General features: G+C 41.1%; 21 protein-coding genes. 11 read left to right on the top strand and 10 right to left on the bottom strand.

The genetic code is table 11. The features are described from left to right. Positions 1–151 precede the first annotated feature (151 nt). From U735_RS0120710 to U735_RS0120680, 7 genes are all read right to left on the bottom strand, one after another. A complete protein-coding gene (locus tag U735_RS0120710) occupies positions 152–475 on the bottom strand; it encodes a type II toxin-antitoxin system PemK/MazF family toxin (protein ID WP_031445649.1) in 324 nt (107 codons plus the stop codon). After that, the gene (locus tag U735_RS0120705) at positions 466–711 is read right to left on the bottom strand and encodes an AbrB/MazE/SpoVT family DNA-binding domain-containing protein (RefSeq protein ID WP_031445648.1); all 246 of its coding nucleotides are present in this window, start codon (positions 709–711) and stop codon (positions 466–468) included. The genes U735_RS0120710 and U735_RS0120705 overlap by 10 nt, the downstream gene beginning before the upstream one ends. Positions 712–958: 247 nt before the next feature. Further along, the gene (locus tag U735_RS0120700) at positions 959–2599 is read right to left on the bottom strand and encodes a hypothetical protein (RefSeq protein ID WP_031445647.1); all 1641 of its coding nucleotides are present in this window, start codon (positions 2597–2599) and stop codon (positions 959–961) included. 333 nt (positions 2600–2932) lie between these two features. Further along, on the bottom strand, positions 2933–3235 hold the full coding sequence (locus U735_RS0120695; RefSeq protein ID WP_031445646.1) for a type II toxin-antitoxin system RelE/ParE family toxin: 303 nt from the start codon (positions 3233–3235) through the stop codon (positions 2933–2935). After that, positions 3232–3474, bottom strand: a complete 243-nt coding sequence (locus U735_RS0120690; RefSeq protein WP_031445645.1) for a type II toxin-antitoxin system ParD family antitoxin — start codon at positions 3472–3474, stop codon at positions 3232–3234. Before U735_RS0120690 ends, U735_RS0120695 begins: the two co-directional genes overlap by 4 nt. Positions 3475–3631: 157 nt before the next feature. After that, the gene (locus tag U735_RS0120685; protein ID WP_031445644.1) at positions 3632–4165 is read right to left on the bottom strand and encodes a GNAT family N-acetyltransferase; all 534 of its coding nucleotides are present in this window, start codon (positions 4163–4165) and stop codon (positions 3632–3634) included. Further along, the gene (locus U735_RS0120680; RefSeq protein WP_031445643.1) at positions 4166–5974 is read right to left on the bottom strand and encodes a M61 family metallopeptidase; all 1809 of its coding nucleotides are present in this window, start codon (positions 5972–5974) and stop codon (positions 4166–4168) included. Between the two features lie 153 nt (positions 5975–6127). Here U735_RS0120680 and U735_RS0120670 point away from each other — a divergent pair, with 153 nt between their 5' ends. From U735_RS0120670 to U735_RS0120635, 8 genes are all read left to right on the top strand, one after another. Next, positions 6128–7261 carry an aminotransferase class I/II-fold pyridoxal phosphate-dependent enzyme gene (locus U735_RS0120670; protein ID WP_232233295.1) on the top strand — a complete coding sequence of 378 codons (1134 nt, stop codon included), beginning with the start codon at positions 6128–6130 and terminating at the stop codon, positions 7259–7261. Further along, positions 7258–7641, top strand: a complete 384-nt coding sequence (locus tag U735_RS0120665) for a putative signal transducing protein (RefSeq protein ID WP_031445641.1) — start codon at positions 7258–7260, stop codon at positions 7639–7641. Before U735_RS0120670 ends, U735_RS0120665 begins: the two co-directional genes overlap by 4 nt. Position 7642: 1 nt before the next feature. Beyond that, entirely contained in the window at positions 7643–8254 is a 612-nt protein-coding gene (bioD, locus tag U735_RS0120660; RefSeq protein ID WP_031445640.1) for a dethiobiotin synthase, read from the top strand. 139 nt (positions 8255–8393) lie between these two features. Beyond that, positions 8394–9662: an adenosylmethionine--8-amino-7-oxononanoate transaminase gene (gene bioA / locus U735_RS0120655; RefSeq protein WP_031445639.1), complete on the top strand. Its 1269-nt coding sequence runs from the start codon at positions 8394–8396 to the stop codon at positions 9660–9662. A gap of 3 nt (positions 9663–9665) precedes the next feature. Continuing rightward, positions 9666–10835: a beta-ketoacyl synthase N-terminal-like domain-containing protein gene (locus tag U735_RS0120650; RefSeq protein WP_031445638.1), complete on the top strand. Its 1170-nt coding sequence runs from the start codon at positions 9666–9668 to the stop codon at positions 10833–10835. 363 nt (positions 10836–11198) lie between these two features. After that, positions 11199–12293 carry a biotin synthase BioB gene (gene bioB / locus U735_RS0120645; RefSeq protein ID WP_031445637.1) on the top strand — a complete coding sequence of 365 codons (1095 nt, stop codon included), beginning with the start codon at positions 11199–11201 and terminating at the stop codon, positions 12291–12293. A gap of 75 nt (positions 12294–12368) precedes the next feature. Further along, complete coding sequence (locus U735_RS0120640) at positions 12369–13226, top strand: cupin-like domain-containing protein (RefSeq protein ID WP_031445636.1); 858 nt, start codon at positions 12369–12371, stop codon at positions 13224–13226. A gap of 65 nt (positions 13227–13291) precedes the next feature. After that, on the top strand, positions 13292–13789 hold the full coding sequence (locus U735_RS0120635) for a DUF6646 family protein (RefSeq protein WP_031445635.1): 498 nt from the start codon (positions 13292–13294) through the stop codon (positions 13787–13789). Positions 13790–13838: 49 nt separating this feature from the next. Here the strand turns inward: U735_RS0120635 and U735_RS0120630 are convergent, their stop codons facing one another. Then, entirely contained in the window at positions 13839–14321 is a 483-nt protein-coding gene (locus U735_RS0120630; RefSeq protein ID WP_031445634.1) for a regulatory protein RecX, read from the bottom strand. Between the two features lie 216 nt (positions 14322–14537). Between U735_RS0120630 and U735_RS0120625 the strand changes: the two genes are divergently transcribed. Further along, positions 14538–15473, top strand: a complete 936-nt coding sequence (locus tag U735_RS0120625) for a 3-keto-disaccharide hydrolase (RefSeq protein ID WP_031445633.1) — start codon at positions 14538–14540, stop codon at positions 15471–15473. A gap of 75 nt (positions 15474–15548) precedes the next feature. On the opposite strand, the gene U735_RS0120620 is transcribed toward U735_RS0120625, so the two are convergent. Together U735_RS0120620 and U735_RS0120615 are read right to left on the bottom strand one after the other, a co-directional pair. Beyond that, positions 15549–17096, bottom strand: a complete 1548-nt coding sequence (locus U735_RS0120620) for an Rne/Rng family ribonuclease (protein ID WP_031445632.1) — start codon at positions 17094–17096, stop codon at positions 15549–15551. Positions 17097–17367: 271 nt separating this feature from the next. Continuing rightward, complete coding sequence (locus U735_RS0120615; RefSeq protein ID WP_031445631.1) at positions 17368–17658, bottom strand: HU family DNA-binding protein; 291 nt, start codon at positions 17656–17658, stop codon at positions 17368–17370. A gap of 131 nt (positions 17659–17789) precedes the next feature. On the opposite strand from U735_RS0120615, the gene mutY reads away from it, so the two are divergent. Beyond that, positions 17790–18827 (top strand): A/G-specific adenine glycosylase, encoded by a 1038-nt coding sequence (gene mutY / locus U735_RS0120610; protein WP_031445630.1) that lies wholly within the window; start codon positions 17790–17792, stop codon positions 18825–18827. Positions 18828–18851: 24 nt separating this feature from the next. Then, positions 18852–19319, top strand: a complete 468-nt coding sequence (locus U735_RS0120605) for a single-stranded DNA-binding protein (protein ID WP_031445629.1) — start codon at positions 18852–18854, stop codon at positions 19317–19319. The last annotated feature ends 17 nt before the right edge of the window (positions 19320–19336 follow it).

Raw genomic sequence — 19336 nt, 5'->3', positions numbered from 1 at the left:
GCTAGCAGGGGAATTTGAGTCGCGGTTTAGTTTTTGATTAGTTGGTTGTATTCTTCTAGTATCTGTTTTCATGTATTTTGAGGTAGGCTGTTTTCATTTTAGCAGTTAGGATTGATGTATTGATCCATTCAAGTGCATTTGGTCTATATTGTTAGTCAACAAAGGTTTCTTTTATTATCTCCTTACATTTTTCTATTTCTGTTTGGGTTAGGCTTTCAAAAACTCGGATTATTCTTGTTTTGTCAACGGACCTGATTTGGTCGATTGCAACCATTCCCTTTTTACCATGGTGTTTTACCGAAACTCTTGTTGGATATTTTTTCAAAATAGTTGTCATTGGTGCAAGGACAATTGTATTTAAATATTTGTTCATTTCATCTGGAGAGATAATAACACAAGGTCTTGTTTTTTTTATTTCACTTCCAATTGTCGGATCTAAATTTACTAGAACGATGTTATATTGCTTTAAATCCATTCTTCTAGATTTTCATCTTCGAAAACATCATTCATGAGTAATTTGTCATCTCCATTATCGTTCATTTTTTTAAATTCTTTGTCCCAGTTTTTTCTAGGTATAGTAATAGGTTTGAGAATGATATGTCCTTTTTCAAGAATAAGTTCCACCTTGTCTTTTATATTGTATTTTTCCAAAATTGTCTTGCTTAGACGAAGTCCTTTTGAATTTCCTATTTTGATTATAGTTGCTTCCATAATTTTATTAAATGTTATTACAAAGTAAATACATGTTAGTTAAATATCAAAATTTATTCCCTATTTACAACTATGGTTCAATTTTCCAAATTGGAATAGCAAGACAGTCCGCAAAATTGATGAAAAATTTCAATTTAGGTCATTGTTATAATGTTGAAGTTCAAGAGTGTACTCGCATTTAGGCAAGTATTTCAGCCGACTCAAGTATGTTAACGCCATGGAATAAAATATTCTAATATTGAGCTCCTTAATCAGTATGCACCTTCACATCCTTGAACATGTATGGATTACTACTAATAATTAGGTCCTTGCCGCTTGCCGTGGTTACATTCTTTAGAATTATTTCATTGGTTCTGATATAGGGAAATTCCTCTATATACGAATCGTCCGTCATTTCTTCGTTGAAATCTTTAAAAATGGCAGGCCCTTGATAATCTTCCTTGTGATTGGTGTCATCTATATGAAGGTTTTCTATGGTAATCCTTTCCGGCATATAACAGGGGTAGCCAAAATTGTGCTGCCCGGAGTGGGAGCCTCCTATAATGTTGGCGCTGGAGGGCTTGCCCCCTTCGGGTACAAATGCGCAGTTGCGAATCACTACTTCTCCCTGCCACGTACTGCCATAATCCTCGCGCAAATTGATCAGGGTTCTACCTCGAATGGTACTGTTTTCAACGGTCAGGACACCGCTACCAATGGCATTGATCCCCATATGGCCAAGGGTGGAGTTTCGGATCGTGGCATTCGCCACCCCCTTATGGGCATCGAAGCGGGAAAAGGTGCAATGGTCATAGACCAGGTTCTTGGAGTAGTTGGAACTCATTACCCCCCAATAGGTATTGTCATTGATATCATTGGTTTGCCCGCAGTTCTCTAAAGTTACATTGAGGGCACGGTTTACCAGTAGGTCGTAGGAACCCATGGAGACCGGTTTCCCGGCCGAGCCGATTGTGCGGTAGGTTTTGCGTCCGGTGAGGATCGTATTCTTCATCCTTACATAGGCGCAGTCACTGATATTTATAAAGCCGCCATAGGGCGCACCCTGATCTCCTTCTCCAATAACGTGGTGCTCCAGCCCATCGATCACCACATTGGAACGGGTAACGGCAATGTTTCTGCTATAATAGTTGTACTTGGATTCGGCCTTATTGGCAATGGTAGTAAAACGTCCTCCCCTTATGTTAAGCGTTGTGGTGTCCAAGGGAATGGCGGTTACTTTGGTAATCTGTTCGAAGTCCCAAATAATCGGGGCATCCAAATCCACATTGCCGTTTTTGTCAACAACAAAGATATCCGTTTGTTGGGAGCCATTGTCTTGGTTCCGCCCATAGCGTATATAGTGCTTTACGTTGGAATTCGTGACCGTAATAAGACAGGTTTGGGGCAGGATAATGTCTATTTTCTCCTGGTTTCTCCTAAGTGAGGTTATGCCATCCAGTTTAAAGGGCTGCAGCTGGGAGGACACTAAAAAAACAGAGGCCCTGTGGTTCTGGACTTCGGTGTCATCAATAATAAAGGAAGCTGTACCGAAATCTGTATCCGTTCGGATCTCCGCTGTACGCTCTCTTCCTCCAATGTAATAGATATAACCCCCGTCAGCTTTCACCATAAGGCCGTGAAGATTGGCAAAGGCATGGGTGGCCGCAATGGCGTTCATATCATCTGTTTTTCCGTCACCTGTGGCCCCGAAGTCGCTATACCTCACCCAGCCTTGGGCTTTGAATTCGAGGACATCCTTTGGGGATACATTTACAAGCAATTTCCCATTTTTGTCTGCTTTTACTTGGGTTTTTTTCTTTTTGGAGGTGATAATTACATTTTCTGCCTGTCCATATGCTAAAAATAAACATGAGAAGAAGAAGATTGTTAAAAAGGAATATTTTATCATGGGCACAAGCTTTGGGTCAGCATTTTGAGAAAAAATCTTGCAGACCTTATAAATATATAAAAACTTGGCATTAAACATCAATGTCCATGTTGCGGGAAGGGAATTCGTTATTCTCAAGCTCCGTAGTAGTGCCGGTTAGGGAATTGAGTTTTTGATTTATAATATGGCAAATACATGCCTACCTGGCTAATACAGGCTCGCGCTTGCGCGGGACTTATGTGGATTCCGATTAGTGGGATAGAAATGTGAATCGATTTAAAAATTAATCCTAAAGCTCTTAAAATTTGTAAGAAACATGAATATTTTCACTGGATTATTATAATGTGTATATCGTTATGACTGCCTCTTTTTAATATCCATTCTTTGATGTAGAATTCTGATGATTTCCACAATGCCGTCTTCAGCTTTTTTGTAAAAAATTAGATGCGATTTTATTTTGGTTACCCGATAGCCCTTGCGAGTCTGCTCCACAGATTTTCCAGTCATAAAATTGTCTGCAACAAACTCAATTTCTTCAATAATTAAATTATAGTATCTATCTGCCTGGTCTTTGGACCATTTTCGGAATGTATAGATCCAAATGTCGTTTAAATCATTAGTTGCTTGTTTACTGATTCGAAATCTGTTGTTACTCATAAGTGTCGCTGATGTAAGTCTTTCAGATGTTGTTCAGGATCGAAGTTGTCCACAAACCCACTTCTTTCTCCAATCTCGAGAGCCTTAATCAATTCCCTTTCTTTTTTTTCTTCATGCTCCAATAACCTTAATGCGGAGCGTATTACTTCACTAACAGAACTGTATCTCCCAGATTTAACTTCATCATTGACAAATTCTTCAAAATGATTTCCGAGTGATATTGATGTGTTCTTACTCATCTTAACTATTTTTATTTTAAAAATACCAAAAATTGGTAACATAGACAATTCTTAGGTTATACCCTCAGGCTTCAGTGTCACGCCTGACTGAATGGCACGGGCGGGCCCCAGGAACTCCGGCTCGTGCCCTATTCCTTCTTAATTTCTCAAAAAGTCATTATTTCAAAACAATCAACTTCCAATCCTGTCCCCCGGCATGGTAGGCTTTCAGTTCCTTGAACCCAACTGCGTAATGGGCCTCAAGGGAACGCAGGTTGGTGGCGTCAACCTCTGTAATGATGCTGTTAAATTCAGGTTGTATGGATTTCTTCATGGTTTCGTACAGCTTTCTAAAAATGCCCTGTCGCCGGTACTCCTTGTCTATACAGATTTGACCCATGGCTATAAAGGATTCAGTTTTGGGTACCACGGAAGCTATCTCCAAGAACATGGGCTTCAATACCTCAATGTCATTACCAAAACGGGGGTGCATGCAAAGGGCATAGCCCACTACCTTTTCTTGGTCCTTGGCAATGATGTGTGGACAGGCGTCATTCATTTCCGATAAGATTTTCAAGGTGTGGGAAACAGTGACAAAGCCTTCCTTAATCTTTTCTTCTGCATTCACATTTTGTAAATGGTTTTTTTGTTGCAGGTCCAAGATTTGCTGCAATTCCGATTTTGAGGTGCAGCGGGTGAATTTTATTTCCATTTAATCCAGTTTTAACCAGTCCTTTCTATTTTTTAACACTTGTTTGTTCGGTTTGCCACCATCCTTTTCTATTAACTGTATGCTATAGGTTGGGTTTCCTGAGAGAATTACAGAAGTAGTTTTTGGAAGGCCATAGCGGGTATAGGCTACTAGTAGCGTGTCTCCTACTTTATATTGGTTTATAATGTCGTTAAAACTCTGTGTTGCAGTCAGCGGAACGTTGTTGATAGCGGTAATAACATCCCCGGAGTCCAACCCTGCGGTATAGGCCGGACTCCCTATTGGGGTGTTCCGTTGAATAACTCCAGATCCAAATTGGTTGATACTTACACTCGCTCCAAAATAAGGCTTGTCCATAGCTTGTTTCAAAACTACTCCTACCGAGGCAAACAATACAGCATAATCAGGCATTTCACTTTTAAATATGTAACTATCAAAGAATGCATTTCCAAATTCCTTTCCCGCATATAGCACTAATGTTTGATGTAGGTCTTGTAGCGTATATGGAATTTCCTTCTTGCCATAGGTCTGCCACACCAATTTCATATAATCGTCCAAATTGAGTCCGTTTTGTCGCAACGAAAGATCCAGGGCCAGTCCCAATACACTGCCATAGGAATAGTACGAAATAAAGGTGTTTTCCCTGTTCACCGGATCCACAGAAGTGGCAGCGTCCACAAAAGGAGCTTGGTAGCTCATTTCAATAGGGTTAAAGAATTGCCTGGCCGGAGAGTTCCAAACATAGTTGAAAGTTCCGGTTAGGCCTTCTACATAATCCTCTGGGGTGATGATGCCCGCGCGACAAAGAATAAAATTGGTATAATAGCTTGTAAAACCTTCCGCAAACCAGAGTTCCCCGCTCATATTGGCCTCGGCAAAATTGAAGGGTTCCAAGGCCTTTGGCCGGATACGTTCCACGTTCCAGCAGTGAAAAAATTCATGGGCAACGGTGCCAATATTGTTCTTCATTCCACCTTCGGCCAAGCCTTCCCTGTCCGTAAGAATGGTAGAATTCCTGTGTTCCATGCCATCCCCTGAGGCATTGGGGATATAACAGGCCAAAAAGGTGTAAGTTCCATAGTCGTAGTTGGGGAGTTCACCAAAGACCTCCTTTTCGGCCAAAACCACTTTTTTTACCTGCTCAAAATAGGTGTCCAGCTCCGCTTCCGTTCCGTTGTGGTGCAATACAAATTGTATGTTCTGTGGGGTACCGTTATTGTCTACCACAAATTGGCGAATGCTGTAATTGCTGATCTCTGTGGGACTGTCCATAAAGTACTGTAAGTTGGGTGCCGTATAAATATTGCCCGAAACATGCGGCATTTGGGTGGCCACCATCCAGTTGAGGTCTTTTCTTACCTTAAAATCCACTTCTATTTTCCGATCGCTCAAATTGGTCACGTACATAAAGGTGGCAGGGATATTCAGATGCGCATGGGTCTCATCAATTTGGGCATAGGTGCCATCCCCTCGATTGGCAAAAATGGTATAGCTTATGTTTACTTCTCCATCATGGCCAGTAATATTCCACTGATAGGGATTGGGTCTGGTAATTTCCAAAGCCTTTCCCTTGCTGTCCGTGGCCTTGAAATTGTATACATTTTTCGCAAATTCGTGCAGGGCATAGCGTCCAGGGGAGGAGCGGCCCATACGCACAGAAAGTACACCGGGATTCAGTGATGGAAAGGAGGCTGTAATTTCCGCTTCGTGGTGTTCGGCATTTTCAAAAGATATACTATATTGATTTGTTTGGCCCTGTAGGCCAAGGCTAATGGCAAGAAAAAAGAGGCTTAAAATATTGATTTTCATACAAATTGATTTCGATACTTTTTTATTGTCGGGAAACCTGGACAAGGATAAGGTTCCCGCATTATTATTTTCCAAGGCTTTGTATAAACGAATATACTATATAAATACAGGATATGCTACATTTGCAATATGACGGAATTCCCAAAAAAATTGATGGCAAAACTAACCGAAAGGCAGGACAATAACGCCCTTCGGATGTTGCCTATGCCCAAGGGCCTGATCGATTTTTCCTCCAACGACTATTTGGGACTTGCCAGAAATGAGGCCATATTTATTAAGGCGTCCAAACTTTTGGAAAAAAAGGGTGCCTGGGCCAATGGCGCTACTGGATCCAGGCTGTTAACCGGTAATAACGGACTTTATAGGCAATTGGAAGAGGTGCTGGCCAGCTTTTTCGGCTCGGAATCGGCATTGGTCTTCAATTCGGGATACGATGCCAACATAGGGTTTTTTAGTGCCGTGCCACAGCGTACAGATGTTGTTTTTTATGACGAACTCTCACATGCCAGTATAAGGGATGGTATTGGAATGGGCCTTGCACAGAGCTATAAGTTTAAACACAACCAATTGGAAGTTCTAAGTCGGCAGATAGACCGTGTCCGGGAAATAAAAATTGGTAGCGATATTTATGTGGTTACGGAATCAGTCTTTTCCATGGATGGGGATACTCCGGATTTAAAAGCATTGGTGGAATTGTGTGCTTCCAAAGGAGCCTATTTGGTAGTGGACGAAGCCCATGCAGTTGGGGTATTTGGTAAAAGGGGAGAGGGACTTCTAAATGAATTGGGATTGCAGGACATGGTATTTGCCAGGATTGTCACTTTCGGCAAGGCCATGGGCTGCCATGGCGCTGCAATATTGGGGAGCGATGCGCTTAAAAGTTATTTGGTAAATTTTGCACGCAGTTTTATTTATACTACCGGAATGCCCCCTCATTCGTTGGCAACGATATTGGCGGCTTGTGAACATTTATCTGCCTCAGGCAGGGAGCAGCAGGAACTTAGTGCCAATATTAGTTTTTTTAAGGATCAGTTAAAGAATTATGACCTTGAAGCCTGTTTTATTCCCAGTAATTCGGCCGTACATTGTTGTCTGGTGGAAGGCAATGAAAAGGTGAAAAATTGGTCGCTACAGTTGCAGGATAGAGGTTTTGATGTAAAACCCATTATGTCGCCTACCGTACCAAAAGGTCAGGAACGATTGCGGTTTTGTTTGCATAGTTTTAATACAAAAAATGAAATTAAGGATGTACTTTTAATATTGGCCGAATTATTTGATAAGAGATGAATCCAGAATTTTACACCTTGGCTGCCTTTGAGTATGTAGCCGACGTTCAGATTTTAAAAGGTCGATTGGAGGCCGATGGTATCCCCGTATTTCTAAGGGATGAGAATACCCTCAATTCCGACCCCCTGATCAGTAATGCCATAGGCGGTGTGAAGCTGCAAGTATATTATTCCGATAAGGAAAAAGCTACGGAAATCTACAATGAAATTAGGGCCTATGCCATGGATGACCATGGTAATTTTAGGCGTTGTCCCAACTGCAAGGCAGAGAGAATGGAGATTTATTATAACAGGAAAGGGATTTTTTATAAACTTTTTCCATTTTTTGAAAAAAGAAAGTATAAATGTCTAAATTGTGAGTTTATAACAGAACCAAGCTAGAATGAAACAATTTTTTGTAACAGGAATATCAACAGATGTAGGAAAGACAATTACCTCGGCAGTCTTGGTCGAGGCCTTGGAAGCAGATTACTGGAAACCCGTTCAAACTGGGGACGATTCCGATAGTGAAACCATTTCCAACCTAATCTCCAATACCAAAACGGTATTGCATAAGAGTAGCTACTCGTTAAAGGCGCCAATGAGTCCACATGCTGCCGCTGCCTTGGAAGGGGTTTATATAGATCACAATAAAATACAGGAGCCCAAAACGGAGAACCATATGGTGATCGAAGGGGCGGGTGGCGTTTTGGTGCCGCTGAACGATTCCGATACCTTATTGGATATTATTATGCCTACCTATCATGTAGTTGTTGTGGTGAAGCATTATTTGGGCAGTATCAATCATTCTCTGTTGACTATTAAATGGCTGTTGCTGAAGGGCTATGATGTTGCCATACTATTTAATGGGGAGCCTAATAAGGCGTCTGAAGATATTATTACTAAAATTACAGGAGTGCCTGTCCTGGGCAGAATTGGTCAAGAAGCTACCTTAACAAAGGAAGTGGTCAAAAAATACGCAGAACAATTAAGGCCCGCTCTTATGGCCTGGTAAGAGCGTTGGCCGAAAAATTTATTCCTTGGATCCAAAGGGGATAATGGGATGTATATTCACCTTAAATGAATTGGGATAGGGATAGTGTTTTTACTCATTATTCCCCATCTTTGCACCTCTATTTAAAAAGGATATTCAATTGAAAAGTCTTTCGGAAAGGGATCAAAAACACCTTTGGCACCCACTTACCCAACATAAACTGCATCCCAAAATGCTTGGCATTGTCAAGGCAAAAGGGGCGGTTTTATTTGATGAGCACGGCAAGGAATACATAGATGCCATATCTTCTTGGTATACCAGCGTCTATGGTCATTGCAATGATGCCATTATTGCTAAGGTGTATGCGCAAATGCAGCAATTGGATCAGGTGGTCTTTAGCGGATTTACCCATGAACCGGCCATAGCACTTTCTGAAGCCCTGATTTCACTGCTGCCGGAAAACCAGGAGAAATTGTTTTTTTCCGATAACGGTTCCACTGCAACGGAGATAGGGATAAAGATGGCCTTACAGTACCATCATAATTTGGGAAAAAAGCGGGCTGTTCTGATGGCTTTTGAAGATGGTTTCCATGGGGATACCTTTGGCGCCATGTCCGTTTCCGGCCTATCGGTATATAATGGTCCCTTTGAGGATTATTTTATTGAGGTAAAAAGGATTCCAGTTCCTACGGATGCCAATTTGGAGGGCCTTTTGCATGAATTGGAAAATACCATGGATCTTGATGCAGTGGCCGGATTTATATATGAGCCATTGGTTCAGGGAGCTGCAGCCATGAAAATGCACAAAGCGGAGCATTTGGAAAAAATTTTAAAAGTGATAAAATCGCATGGGGTTTTGGCTATTGCCGATGAGGTAATGACAGGCTTCGGGAAGACCGGAAGGCATTTTGCTTCGGATTATATGACGGAAAAGCCCGATATAATCTGTATGTCCAAGGCTTTGACGGCGGGAATGCTGCCTATGGCCGTAACAAGTTGTACCCAGAATGTTTACGATGCTTTTTATAGCGATGACATTGCCAAGGGACTCTTTCATGGGCATACCTATACCGCAAATCCCTTGGCATGTGCCGCGGCCTTGGCGGGTATTGAACTGCTTAAGTCTGAAGAGATTCAGAAAAATATAGGTCAAATAATACAATGGCACCAAGAGTTTGATGCCCAAATAAAAGATCATCCCAAGGTAGCTGCCACCAGACAGACCGGAATAATATACGCCTTGGATCTTAATATTGTTATGGAGCGTTATGGAAATGTTAGGGATAAACTGTTTAAGCATTTTATGGATGCCGGGGTATTTTTGCGCCCTTTGGGCAATACCATCTATATTTCGGCACCTTACATTATTACCAAAGATCAAATGCAAAGAATATACGACAGTATAAGGGATGTACTTGAAAAATTTTAATTAATGCAACACGAGCCTATTTATATCACGGCATTGTCCTCTATCTCTCCTTTGGGAACATCCCTAAAGGAGGTATGGGAAAACTATAAACGTCCGGACCATTTTTTAGGGGAGAAAATCTATGAAAATATAACCGCTTGGGGAGCTTCCTTGACGGAGGATACGCAGCATAGGATATTGACTTTGGCCAACTCGGATACCAAGTATAAGAATTTGGACCCAACCGTGTTATACGCTATTTATGCAGCTAGGGAAACCATTTCGCAAGCGGGATGGGAGGAAGGCGATTTTGGGGTAAACATTGGTTCATCCAGAGGGGCAACTGCCCTTTTTGAAAAGTATCACAAAGAATTTATTCAAAAGGGCGAAGCCTCTACCTTGTCTTCCCCTACCACCACTTTGGGAAATATTTCCTCTTGGGTGGCGCATGATCTGCAGACCCAAGGTCCGGAAATTTCCCATTCTATTACCTGTTCCACGGCCTTACATTCCCTTTTGAACGGGGTGGCATGGCTAAAAAGCGGCATGGCCAATAAATTTTTGGTAGGGGGTAGCGAGGCACCTTTGACACCCTTTACCATTGCACAAATGAAAGCACTTAAGATATATTCCAGGTTTGAACGGAACGATCCGGAAGGTTATCCCTGTCGCGCTTTTGACCTGGACAAAAAACAGAACAGTATGGTTCTGGGAGAGGCGGCCTCTATGGCCTGTTTGGAGAAAGGTAATTTGGATAATGCCCTTGCCCGCATTGAAGGTTTGGGATATGCTACCGAAATATTGGAGCATAATATTTCCATTTCCTCTGATGCCGTATGTTTTCAAAGGTCTATGGCAATGGCATTGGGAAAGACCGCTCCCAATGAGGTGGATGCGGTGGTAATGCATGCCCCTGGAACCATTAAAGGGGATTTGTCCGAAGTAGCGGCTATCAAAAAAATATTTGGAAAGGACATGCCTGCCCTGACCACCAATAAGTGGAAAGTAGGGCATTCATTTGGTGCCTCTGGGATGTTGAGTTTGGAATTGGCGGTGTTGATGTTGCTACACCAAGAGTTTATAGGAGTGCCATATGTGAAGTACGATGCTATGCCGAAACATATTAAGAAAGTAATGGTCAATGCAGTGGGCTTTGGGGGAAATGCGGTGAGTGTTCTTGTAGGTATTCCTTAATTCTTTTTAAGAGGGTTTTTATTATTTATACAAGCTATTTCTGTGTCCGTTCCTGGCTAACTAAAGTTTTAAAAGCGGTTGAAAAATGCAATAATCGATGAATTAAGGAATGGAATATTGTAATTTCTGCAGATATTAGGTTATTTTTGACCCCTAAATAAATGTTGGCTTAGGGATTGAAGCGGCATCCTTTTTATGTTTACCAAGCTTTGCGAAGGTGAACAAAAAAGATAAAGCGAAAAGCCCGACCCCGACTTCCTTTGATACCTAAAAGGAGGACCTGCAAGGTCTTAATGACCTTGTAGGTCTACACCTTGCAGGACAGGAAAAGGAAGTCGGGGAAAGCCCCAAGAACTAAAAAGTATGAGCGAAGTAAGACATAACTGGACCAAACAGGAAATACTGGATATTTACAATAAACCGTTTATGGAGCTCCTTTACGAGGCGGCCACTGTACACAGGAAAAACCATGATCCCAATACGGTGCAGGTGTCTACCTTGTTGTCTATTAAAACAGGCGGTTGCCCCGAAGATTGTGGATATTGTCCACAGGCAGCACGTTACCATACCAAGGTAGAGGGCAACGACCTAATGTCCGTTTCCCAGGTAAAGGCCCAAGCGTTACGTGCCAAAACGGCTGGAAGCTCCAGAGTGTGCATGGGGGCTGCATGGAGAAATGTTAAGGACGGACCGGAGTTTGATCAAGTATTGGAGATGGTACGTACCATTAACAAACTGGATATGGAGGTTTGCTGTACCTTGGGAATGATTACCGAGAACCAAGCGCATCGTTTGGCAGAAGCCGGACTTTATGCTTACAACCATAATTTGGATACTTCAGAGGATTATTATAAAGATGTAATTTCTACCCGTGCTTTTAAAGACCGTTTGGATACCATAGACAATGTACGTAAAAGTAATGTTACGGTTTGCAGCGGTGGTATTATTGGTATGGGCGAGGCTTTGGAAGATAGGGCCGGTATGTTGGTGGCGCTATCCACCTTGGATCCGCAACCCGAATCTGTGCCTATAAATGCACTAGTGGCCGTAGAGGGTACCCCTATGGCCGATTTGCCTCCTATTCCAATATGGGATATGGTACGTATGGTGGCCACTACCCGTATTGTAATGCCCGAAACCCAGGTACGTTTGTCAGCCGGGCGTACACAAATGAGTAGGGAAGGGCAGGCCATGTGTTTCTTTGCAGGCGCCAACTCTATTTTTGCTGGGGACAAATTGTTAACTACCCCCAATCCAGACGTAAATGAGGATATGGCTATGTTTAAACTTTTGGGGCTAAACCCACAAAAGGCTTTTACTAAGGTTTCCCAACCTAAAACTGTTGAAGCCCAGGATTCCCAATACCAGGCCAAGGGCGAAAAGCCAAAATGGACCAGGCCGGGACATACCATAGATAGGAACGAAGCCGCTAAAAAGAAGGCCAATCTAACGGAGTAATCCTGTGTTAGATTAAATTACCAAGAAAATTATTTTTGGTTTTTTAACTTTGCTAGATTAATCAATCAAGTTATTTTGAACTTAAAGGAGATTCCAAGGGTAGCGAATATTACCAAAGAAGAGTTTCTCAACAACTATTTTAGGCCACAGAGACCGGTGGTTATAGAAAAGTGTATTGAGGAATGGCCAGCCTATTCCAAATGGAGTTTTGAATATATGCGACAGGTGGCCGGAAACAAGGTAGTTCCGCTGTATGATGATCGACCTGTACATCATAAGGACGGATTTAACGAGCCCCACGCCACCATGAAAATGTCCGATTATTTGGATCTTTTGCAAAAGGAGCCTACAAAATACCGAATTTTTTTATGGAATATTCTTAAGGAGGTTCCTGAGCTTCAAAAGGACTATACATTTCCAGATTTTGGCCTTAACTTAATGAAAGGTCTGCCCATGCTTTTTTTTGGAGGGACCAATTCCCATACCTTTATGCACTACGACATTGATCTGGCCAACATTTTTCATTTTCATTTCGCGGGGAGGAAAGAAATTATTCTATTCCCCCAGTCGGAAAACAAGTACTTGTATAAAGTACCACATTCGTTGATTACCCATGAGAGTATAGATTTTTCCAATCCGGATTATGACATGTGGCCGGCATTACAAAATGCCACGGGATACAAAACTAATTTGGTACATGGGGAGGTCTTGTATATGCCGGAAGGGTATTGGCATTATATGAAATACATTAGCCCGGGATTTTCTATGAGTTTAAGGGCTATACCCAGAAATCCGGCGAATTTGGGACGGGCCTTCTACAATGTATTGGTTATGCGCTACTACGATAATATGATGCGAAAAATAAAAGGGCAGGAGTGGATAGATTGGAAGAACAAACAGGCCATAGAAAGGACAAATAAACAGTTGTCCTAGGTGTTATGTGTAAGGAAAGGAATATCTTTGTCCCCTTTAAATAAAATTATATTAAGTAGATAATTATGAGAAAATTATTGTTTGCATTGGTATTTGTTTTGGCAGTGTTATCTGTTAATGCACAGGCTTTTGAGGGTAAAGAAGATATGAAATTTCAGATAGGGGCCAATTTTCAGGACAATGGTACCGGAATTGTAGTTGCCTATGATTATGGTTTGGGAGAAAACTTCTCACTGGGTCTGTCGTCCTCTTATGTTTTGGGGGTGGAAGAATTGATCAATGCCGATTTTGGGGACAGAATAGACCTTAAAGCAAGGTTCAATGCCAATTTGGGCAGTGTTTTTCAGTTAGGGGACAACGTTGATATATACCCTGGATTGGACCTAGGGCTTAAGAATTTTGGTGGTCATTTGGGTATCCGCTACTTTTTTAGCGATGGTTTTGGAGTATTTACCGAAATAGGCGCACCACTTGCAAAATATAAAACCGAAACTTTAACCCCTGCCGAAGAACTGCACAATCAGTTTGTATTCAGTTTGGGAGCTTCCTTTAATCTTAATTAAAGTATATGATCTTTCGCCCTCTCTCTAAAGAGGGGGCTGAAGGTCTATTTTAGTTATTGGGAACCAATTCATAAACTTTTTCATAGACCATTCCACTTTCCCATCCACGGTACAAAAGATAATCGGCAAGTTTTTTTCGCCTTTTTTGTAGGTCCTTCTCCCTTATTTCCGACAAACGTTTTTTGGCCAATACATTAAAGGTATTTAAGTATTCTTTGGACTCTATTTCCTTCAGGGCCATGGTAATATTATATTTGGAAATATCCCTTTGCTTCAACTCGTTTACAATTCTGTTTTTACCCCATTTTTTTATTTTGAATTTCCCCCTGGCGAAACTACGGGCAAAACGTTCCTCATTTAAAAAATTCTCTTGAATCAAGTGTCCCACAATTAGGTCTATGGCCTGGGGAATCATATTCATTTCCCTTAGTTTGGAAATTACCTCTTTATGGCAACGGTCCTGATAGGCGCAATACCCTTCCAATTTTCTGGTGGCTTCGTCTACGGAAAAGGAATTTTTTGGTGAAATCATTAGGTTAATAAGGCTCTGGATGCACAATTGCTCCTGTAAATTCTTCGGAGTATTTCTGTAAATATACGGTGGTTTGTGGAATTGAAAAATCCAGCCCGTTATTTAATTCAAGGCCCTAAAATTCCTGGGTTATCAGTTAGGTTTTTTTGGGGACGTTAATTGGTGCAATAGGCATATTGTAATTATATTTACGATTCATAAAAAACAATCTTTGTAATGAATAGATTTAAGATGTACGTGGTAGCGTTTGGCCTTATACTGGCTTCTACTACTTTGTCCTTTGCCCAACAAATAAATCCAATAGAGGGGCGTTGGGATATGGTTATTTCCCCAGAGGGGGAAGAACTTCCTTCTTGGCTGGAAATCCGCCACTCAGGTTCAAGAACTTTGGTAGGCCGTTTTGTTTATGCCATGGGTAGTGCCAGACCAATTTCCGAGGTAAAAATGAAGGACGGAAAATTTAGTTTTGCCATTCCTCCCCAATGGGAAGATGGCAATACCTATATGGAGTTTGAAGGAAGTATGAACGGGGATGTCTTAAAAGGTACTATGTTGTATACCAACGGCCAAACATATAATTGGGTGGCTACGCGTGCCCCTCAATTGGAGTATACCAAGAACCCAAAGTGGGGCAAGCCCATTAAATTGTTTAACGGAAAGGATTTAAGTGGATGGCAGGCTATGGGAGAAAACCAGTGGATCGCGGAATCAGGGGTGTTAAAAAGCCCTAAATCGGGTTCCAATTTGGTTTCCGATCAAAAGTTCAACGATTTTAAATTGCATTTGGAGTTTAAATATCCCCAAGGAAGTAATAGTGGGGTTTATCTACGTGGGCGCTACGAGGTGCAGATTATGGATAGCAAAGGGGCTGAGCCCTCGGATGTGGAATACAGTGGCGTATACGGCTTTCTTACGCCTAGTGAGGTTGCGGCCAAGGGACCTGGAGAATGGCAGGAATACGATATTACCTTGATCGGTAGAAGGGTGACTGTGGTGGCCAACGGAACCACGGTGATCAGTGATCAAATTATCCCTGGAATTACCGGAGGAGCACTGGACAGCAAGGAAGGTGAGCCAGGACCATTGTACTTTCAAGGCGATCACGGTCCTATAGAATTTAGGAATATAATTGTTACTCCAAGGGTAGATTGATTTTATAAGGAAGTTTGGGCAATTTAATGCCTTAAAACAAAAAAAAGCGACTCCGTTTCGGAAGTCGCTTTTTTGTTAGTATATAGTTTTACCGTCTTTATTCTTAAAACGATATTCAAGATACGTATAGGCATCCCTGGGTTGAATTTTAACCCATCTTTTGTGTTCCAAAAACCATTTGGAACGTATGGATGGAAACCCTTTGGTTAAATAGGCGGCAATAAATGGATGTATGTTTAAGATAATTCCATTATCCTTTGCCGGACCTTTTAAGAGTTTTTCCAGATCTGCATTTATCTTGTCTATCAAAACAATTGGGGCCTCTACCTCCTGGCCGGAGCCATTTGGATTTTCCTCACTTGTTTTAATGTTCATTTCGGGTCTGACCCGTTGTCTTGTAATTTGTATAAGTCCAAACTTACTTGGGGGTAGTATTTTGTGTTTGGCCCTGTCGTCCTTCATCTCATCCCTAAGATGATCAAAAAGGCGTCTTCTGTGTTCGCCCTTACCCATGTCGATAAAGTCTACCACGATGATTCCTCCCATATCCCGCAGACGTAATTGCCTTGCGATTTCGGAGGCGGCCAATAAATTTACTTCTAGGGCTGTGTCTTCCTGATTTTTGGCCTTATTGGAACGGTTACCGCTGTTAACGTCTATAACGTGTAGCGCTTCCGTATGTTCAATAATTAAATAGGCACCTTTGCTCATGGAGGCCGTGCGGCCGAATGAAGTTTTTATTTGTCTTTCTATCCCAAATTTTTCAAATATGGGAACAGTAGAATTATACAATTTTACAATAGATTCTTTTTCTGGTGCAATTTCATGCACATAATCTTTTACTTGCTCAAAAAGCGTTTCGTCATCAACATGGATTCCTGTAAAGGAATCGTTAAAAACATCCCTAAGTATGGAGGAAGCCCTTGTAAGCTCTACCAAAACCTTGGATGGATGCGGTGCTCTTTGGATCTTATTGCACATTACTGACCATTTGTTCAGTAAATTCTGCAAGTCTTTGTCTAGTTCTGCTACTTTTTTGCCTTCTGCTACTGTTCGGATAATAACGCCAAACCCTTTTGGTTTAATACTCCTTACGAGTCTTTTTAACCTATCTTTTTCTTCTTTGCTCTCAATTTTTTGTGAAACGGAAACGCGGTCGGAAAAAGGGACCATGACCAAGTATCGGCCAGCTATGGAAAGTTCAGAGCTTATTCGTGGTCCTTTTGTGGAAATGGGTTCCTTTACTATTTGTACGAGTAAGGATTGATTGGCTTTAATAACATCATTGATGCTACCATTTTTGTCAATATCTTCTTCAAACTGAAAATTACTTAAAGAATAGTCCTTAAGTTTCCCAGTGCTAACTTTTTTAATGAATTTCAACATAGAAGCTAGTTGCGGCCCTAAATCGTGGTAATGTAGAAAGGCATCTTTCTCGTACCCTACATTTACGAAGGCTGCATTTAGTCCAGTTACCGGCTTTCTCACCTTGGCAATTAAAATATCGCCAACGGCAAAGTCGTTACTGTCTTCTTCTTTGTGTAATTCAGTGAGTTTTCCATCCTTTAGCAAGGCAAAATCAACGGCATTGGAACTAGATCTTACGATTAATTCTCTATTCACCTGAATTAATTTATATTCATCCCGCCACTCAATAGATCAAGTGGGGATAAATGATTAAACAATAATTTGTACAGGTTGTATAAACCCGTCGAAATTCTTTTACGAATTTCTATGTCAAGGAACGTATAAAAGGAAAAAGTAGTTGTTACAACTACTTTTTCTTGTGTCGGTTAGCTCTCCTGCGTTTTTTACGCTTGTGGGTAGCTACCTTATGTCTTTTTCTTTTTTTACCACTAGGCATAGAGGTCTACTTTTTTAGATTAATAATATTTTATTTGACTTGTACATTACTTTTTACACCTTCTACAAAAACCTTTGCCGGTTTAAAGGCAGGGATGTTGTGTGCGGGGATTTTAATGGTAGTATTTTTGGATATGTTCCTACCTGTTTTTTCAGCTCTTGTTTTAATGATAAAACTGCCGAAACCTCTTAAGTATACGTTGTCTCCGCTTTCTAAAGATGTTTTTACCTCATCCATGAAAGATTCCACAGTTGCTTGCACATCTCCTTTTTCAATTCCCAGTTTTTCTGAGATTTTCGTTACAATTTCCGCTTTCGTCATTTTAACTAAATAAATTTCTAAAGAATTTTTTTTTCGGGATGCAAATATATGAATTAAATTCAATCTTTCCTTGCTAAGGAACTTAATTTTAAGTGGGTAAACCATTACTTTTGTAAATTAGGCCCTAGTAAATGAACTTTTCCAGAATTATTTTAGAGTGGTACGAGCAAAATAAAAGGCTTCTGCCTTGGCGTAGAACCAAGGAGCCTTACCGCATATGGCTGTCGGAAATTATGCTGCAACAGACCCGTGTAGCGCAAGGTATACCTTATTATATGAAGTTTGTGGAGGCTTTCCCCAAAGTGCAGGATTTGGCTGCGGCATCCGAAGAGCAGGTGCTTAAGTTGTGGCAAGGGTTGGGGTATTATTCAAGGGCAAGAAATTTACATGCCACTGCAAAAATAATTACAGAAAAATATAATGGAAAATTTCCAGATACCTATAAGGAGCTGTTGCAGTTGAAAGGTATTGGCGATTATACCGCCTCTGCAATAGCCTCAATTTGCTTTGGCCGTCCAGAAGCTGTAGTAGATGGAAATGTCTATAGGGTCTTGGCCAGATATTATGGTATAGACCTGCCCATAAACAGTTCGGAGGGTATTTTATACTTTAAAGAATTGGCAAAAGGCATTATGGATGCCAAAAATATAAGGGACTACAACCAGGGAATTATGGAATTCGGAGCCCTGCAATGTGCGCCAAGGAATCCGGACTGCGGTAGCTGTCCCCTGCAAAAATCATGTGTGGCCTTCGCTACCAATAGCATTGATAATCTACCGGTAAAAATAAAAAAGAATAAGGTGCGCAATCGGTATTTCAATTATTTGGTATTGGTAGACGAAAATAAACAGACTTTACTGCAACAGCGAAAGGGAAATGGTATTTGGCAAAACTTATATGAGTTTCCATTGCTGGAATCCGAAAAGTATATTGATCAGGGAGAAGTTGCGGGGAATTTGAAAGAATTGGTATCGTTGCAGGAACCCTCGGAAATATACCTTTACAATGAAAGTAAAATAGTTCATAAACTTTCGCACCAACATTTGCATACCCGGTTTTGGATCATCACCTTTGAATCCAATCTTGAAAATGGAATACAAATAGCTGAACTTCATAAATATCCTGTTCCAGTTTTAATTGCAGATTTTATAAAAACGTTTAAAATTTAGTACTTTTGAACTTTAATTTGAGTTATGAGCGGAACACTAAATAAGGTAATGCTGATTGGGCATTTGGGAGATGAGGTTAAAATTCACTTTTTTGAAGGTGGAAACTGTATTGGGAGATTTCCATTGGCTACCAATGAGACCTATACCAATAAGCAGACAGGGGAAAGGGTAACCAATACTGATTGGCATAACATAGTGGTTCGGAACAAGGCAGCTGAAATATGTGAAAAATACCTAAGTAAAGGGGACAAGATTTACGTGGAAGGCCGACTTAAAAACCGTCAATGGCAAGGGGAAGATGGGAATACCAGGTATACTACCGAGGTTCATGTTCAGGATTTTACCTTTTTGACCACCAAAAAGGAAAGTATGGCCAATGCCCAGGCAAGCAGCCAGAATCAACCACAGCAAGGTACAACTGCCACAACAAATAAGGTTAATGAGCCGTTAGGTAACAACGGACCTGAAGAGGAAGATGATTTACCATTCTAGATTAATTAAATTTAAAG

The organism is Arenibacter algicola (assembly GCF_000733925.1).
In the GTDB taxonomy this organism is placed as follows: domain Bacteria; phylum Bacteroidota; class Bacteroidia; order Flavobacteriales; family Flavobacteriaceae; genus Arenibacter; species Arenibacter algicola.
This window is presented reverse-complemented; position numbering and strand designations above follow the sequence as displayed.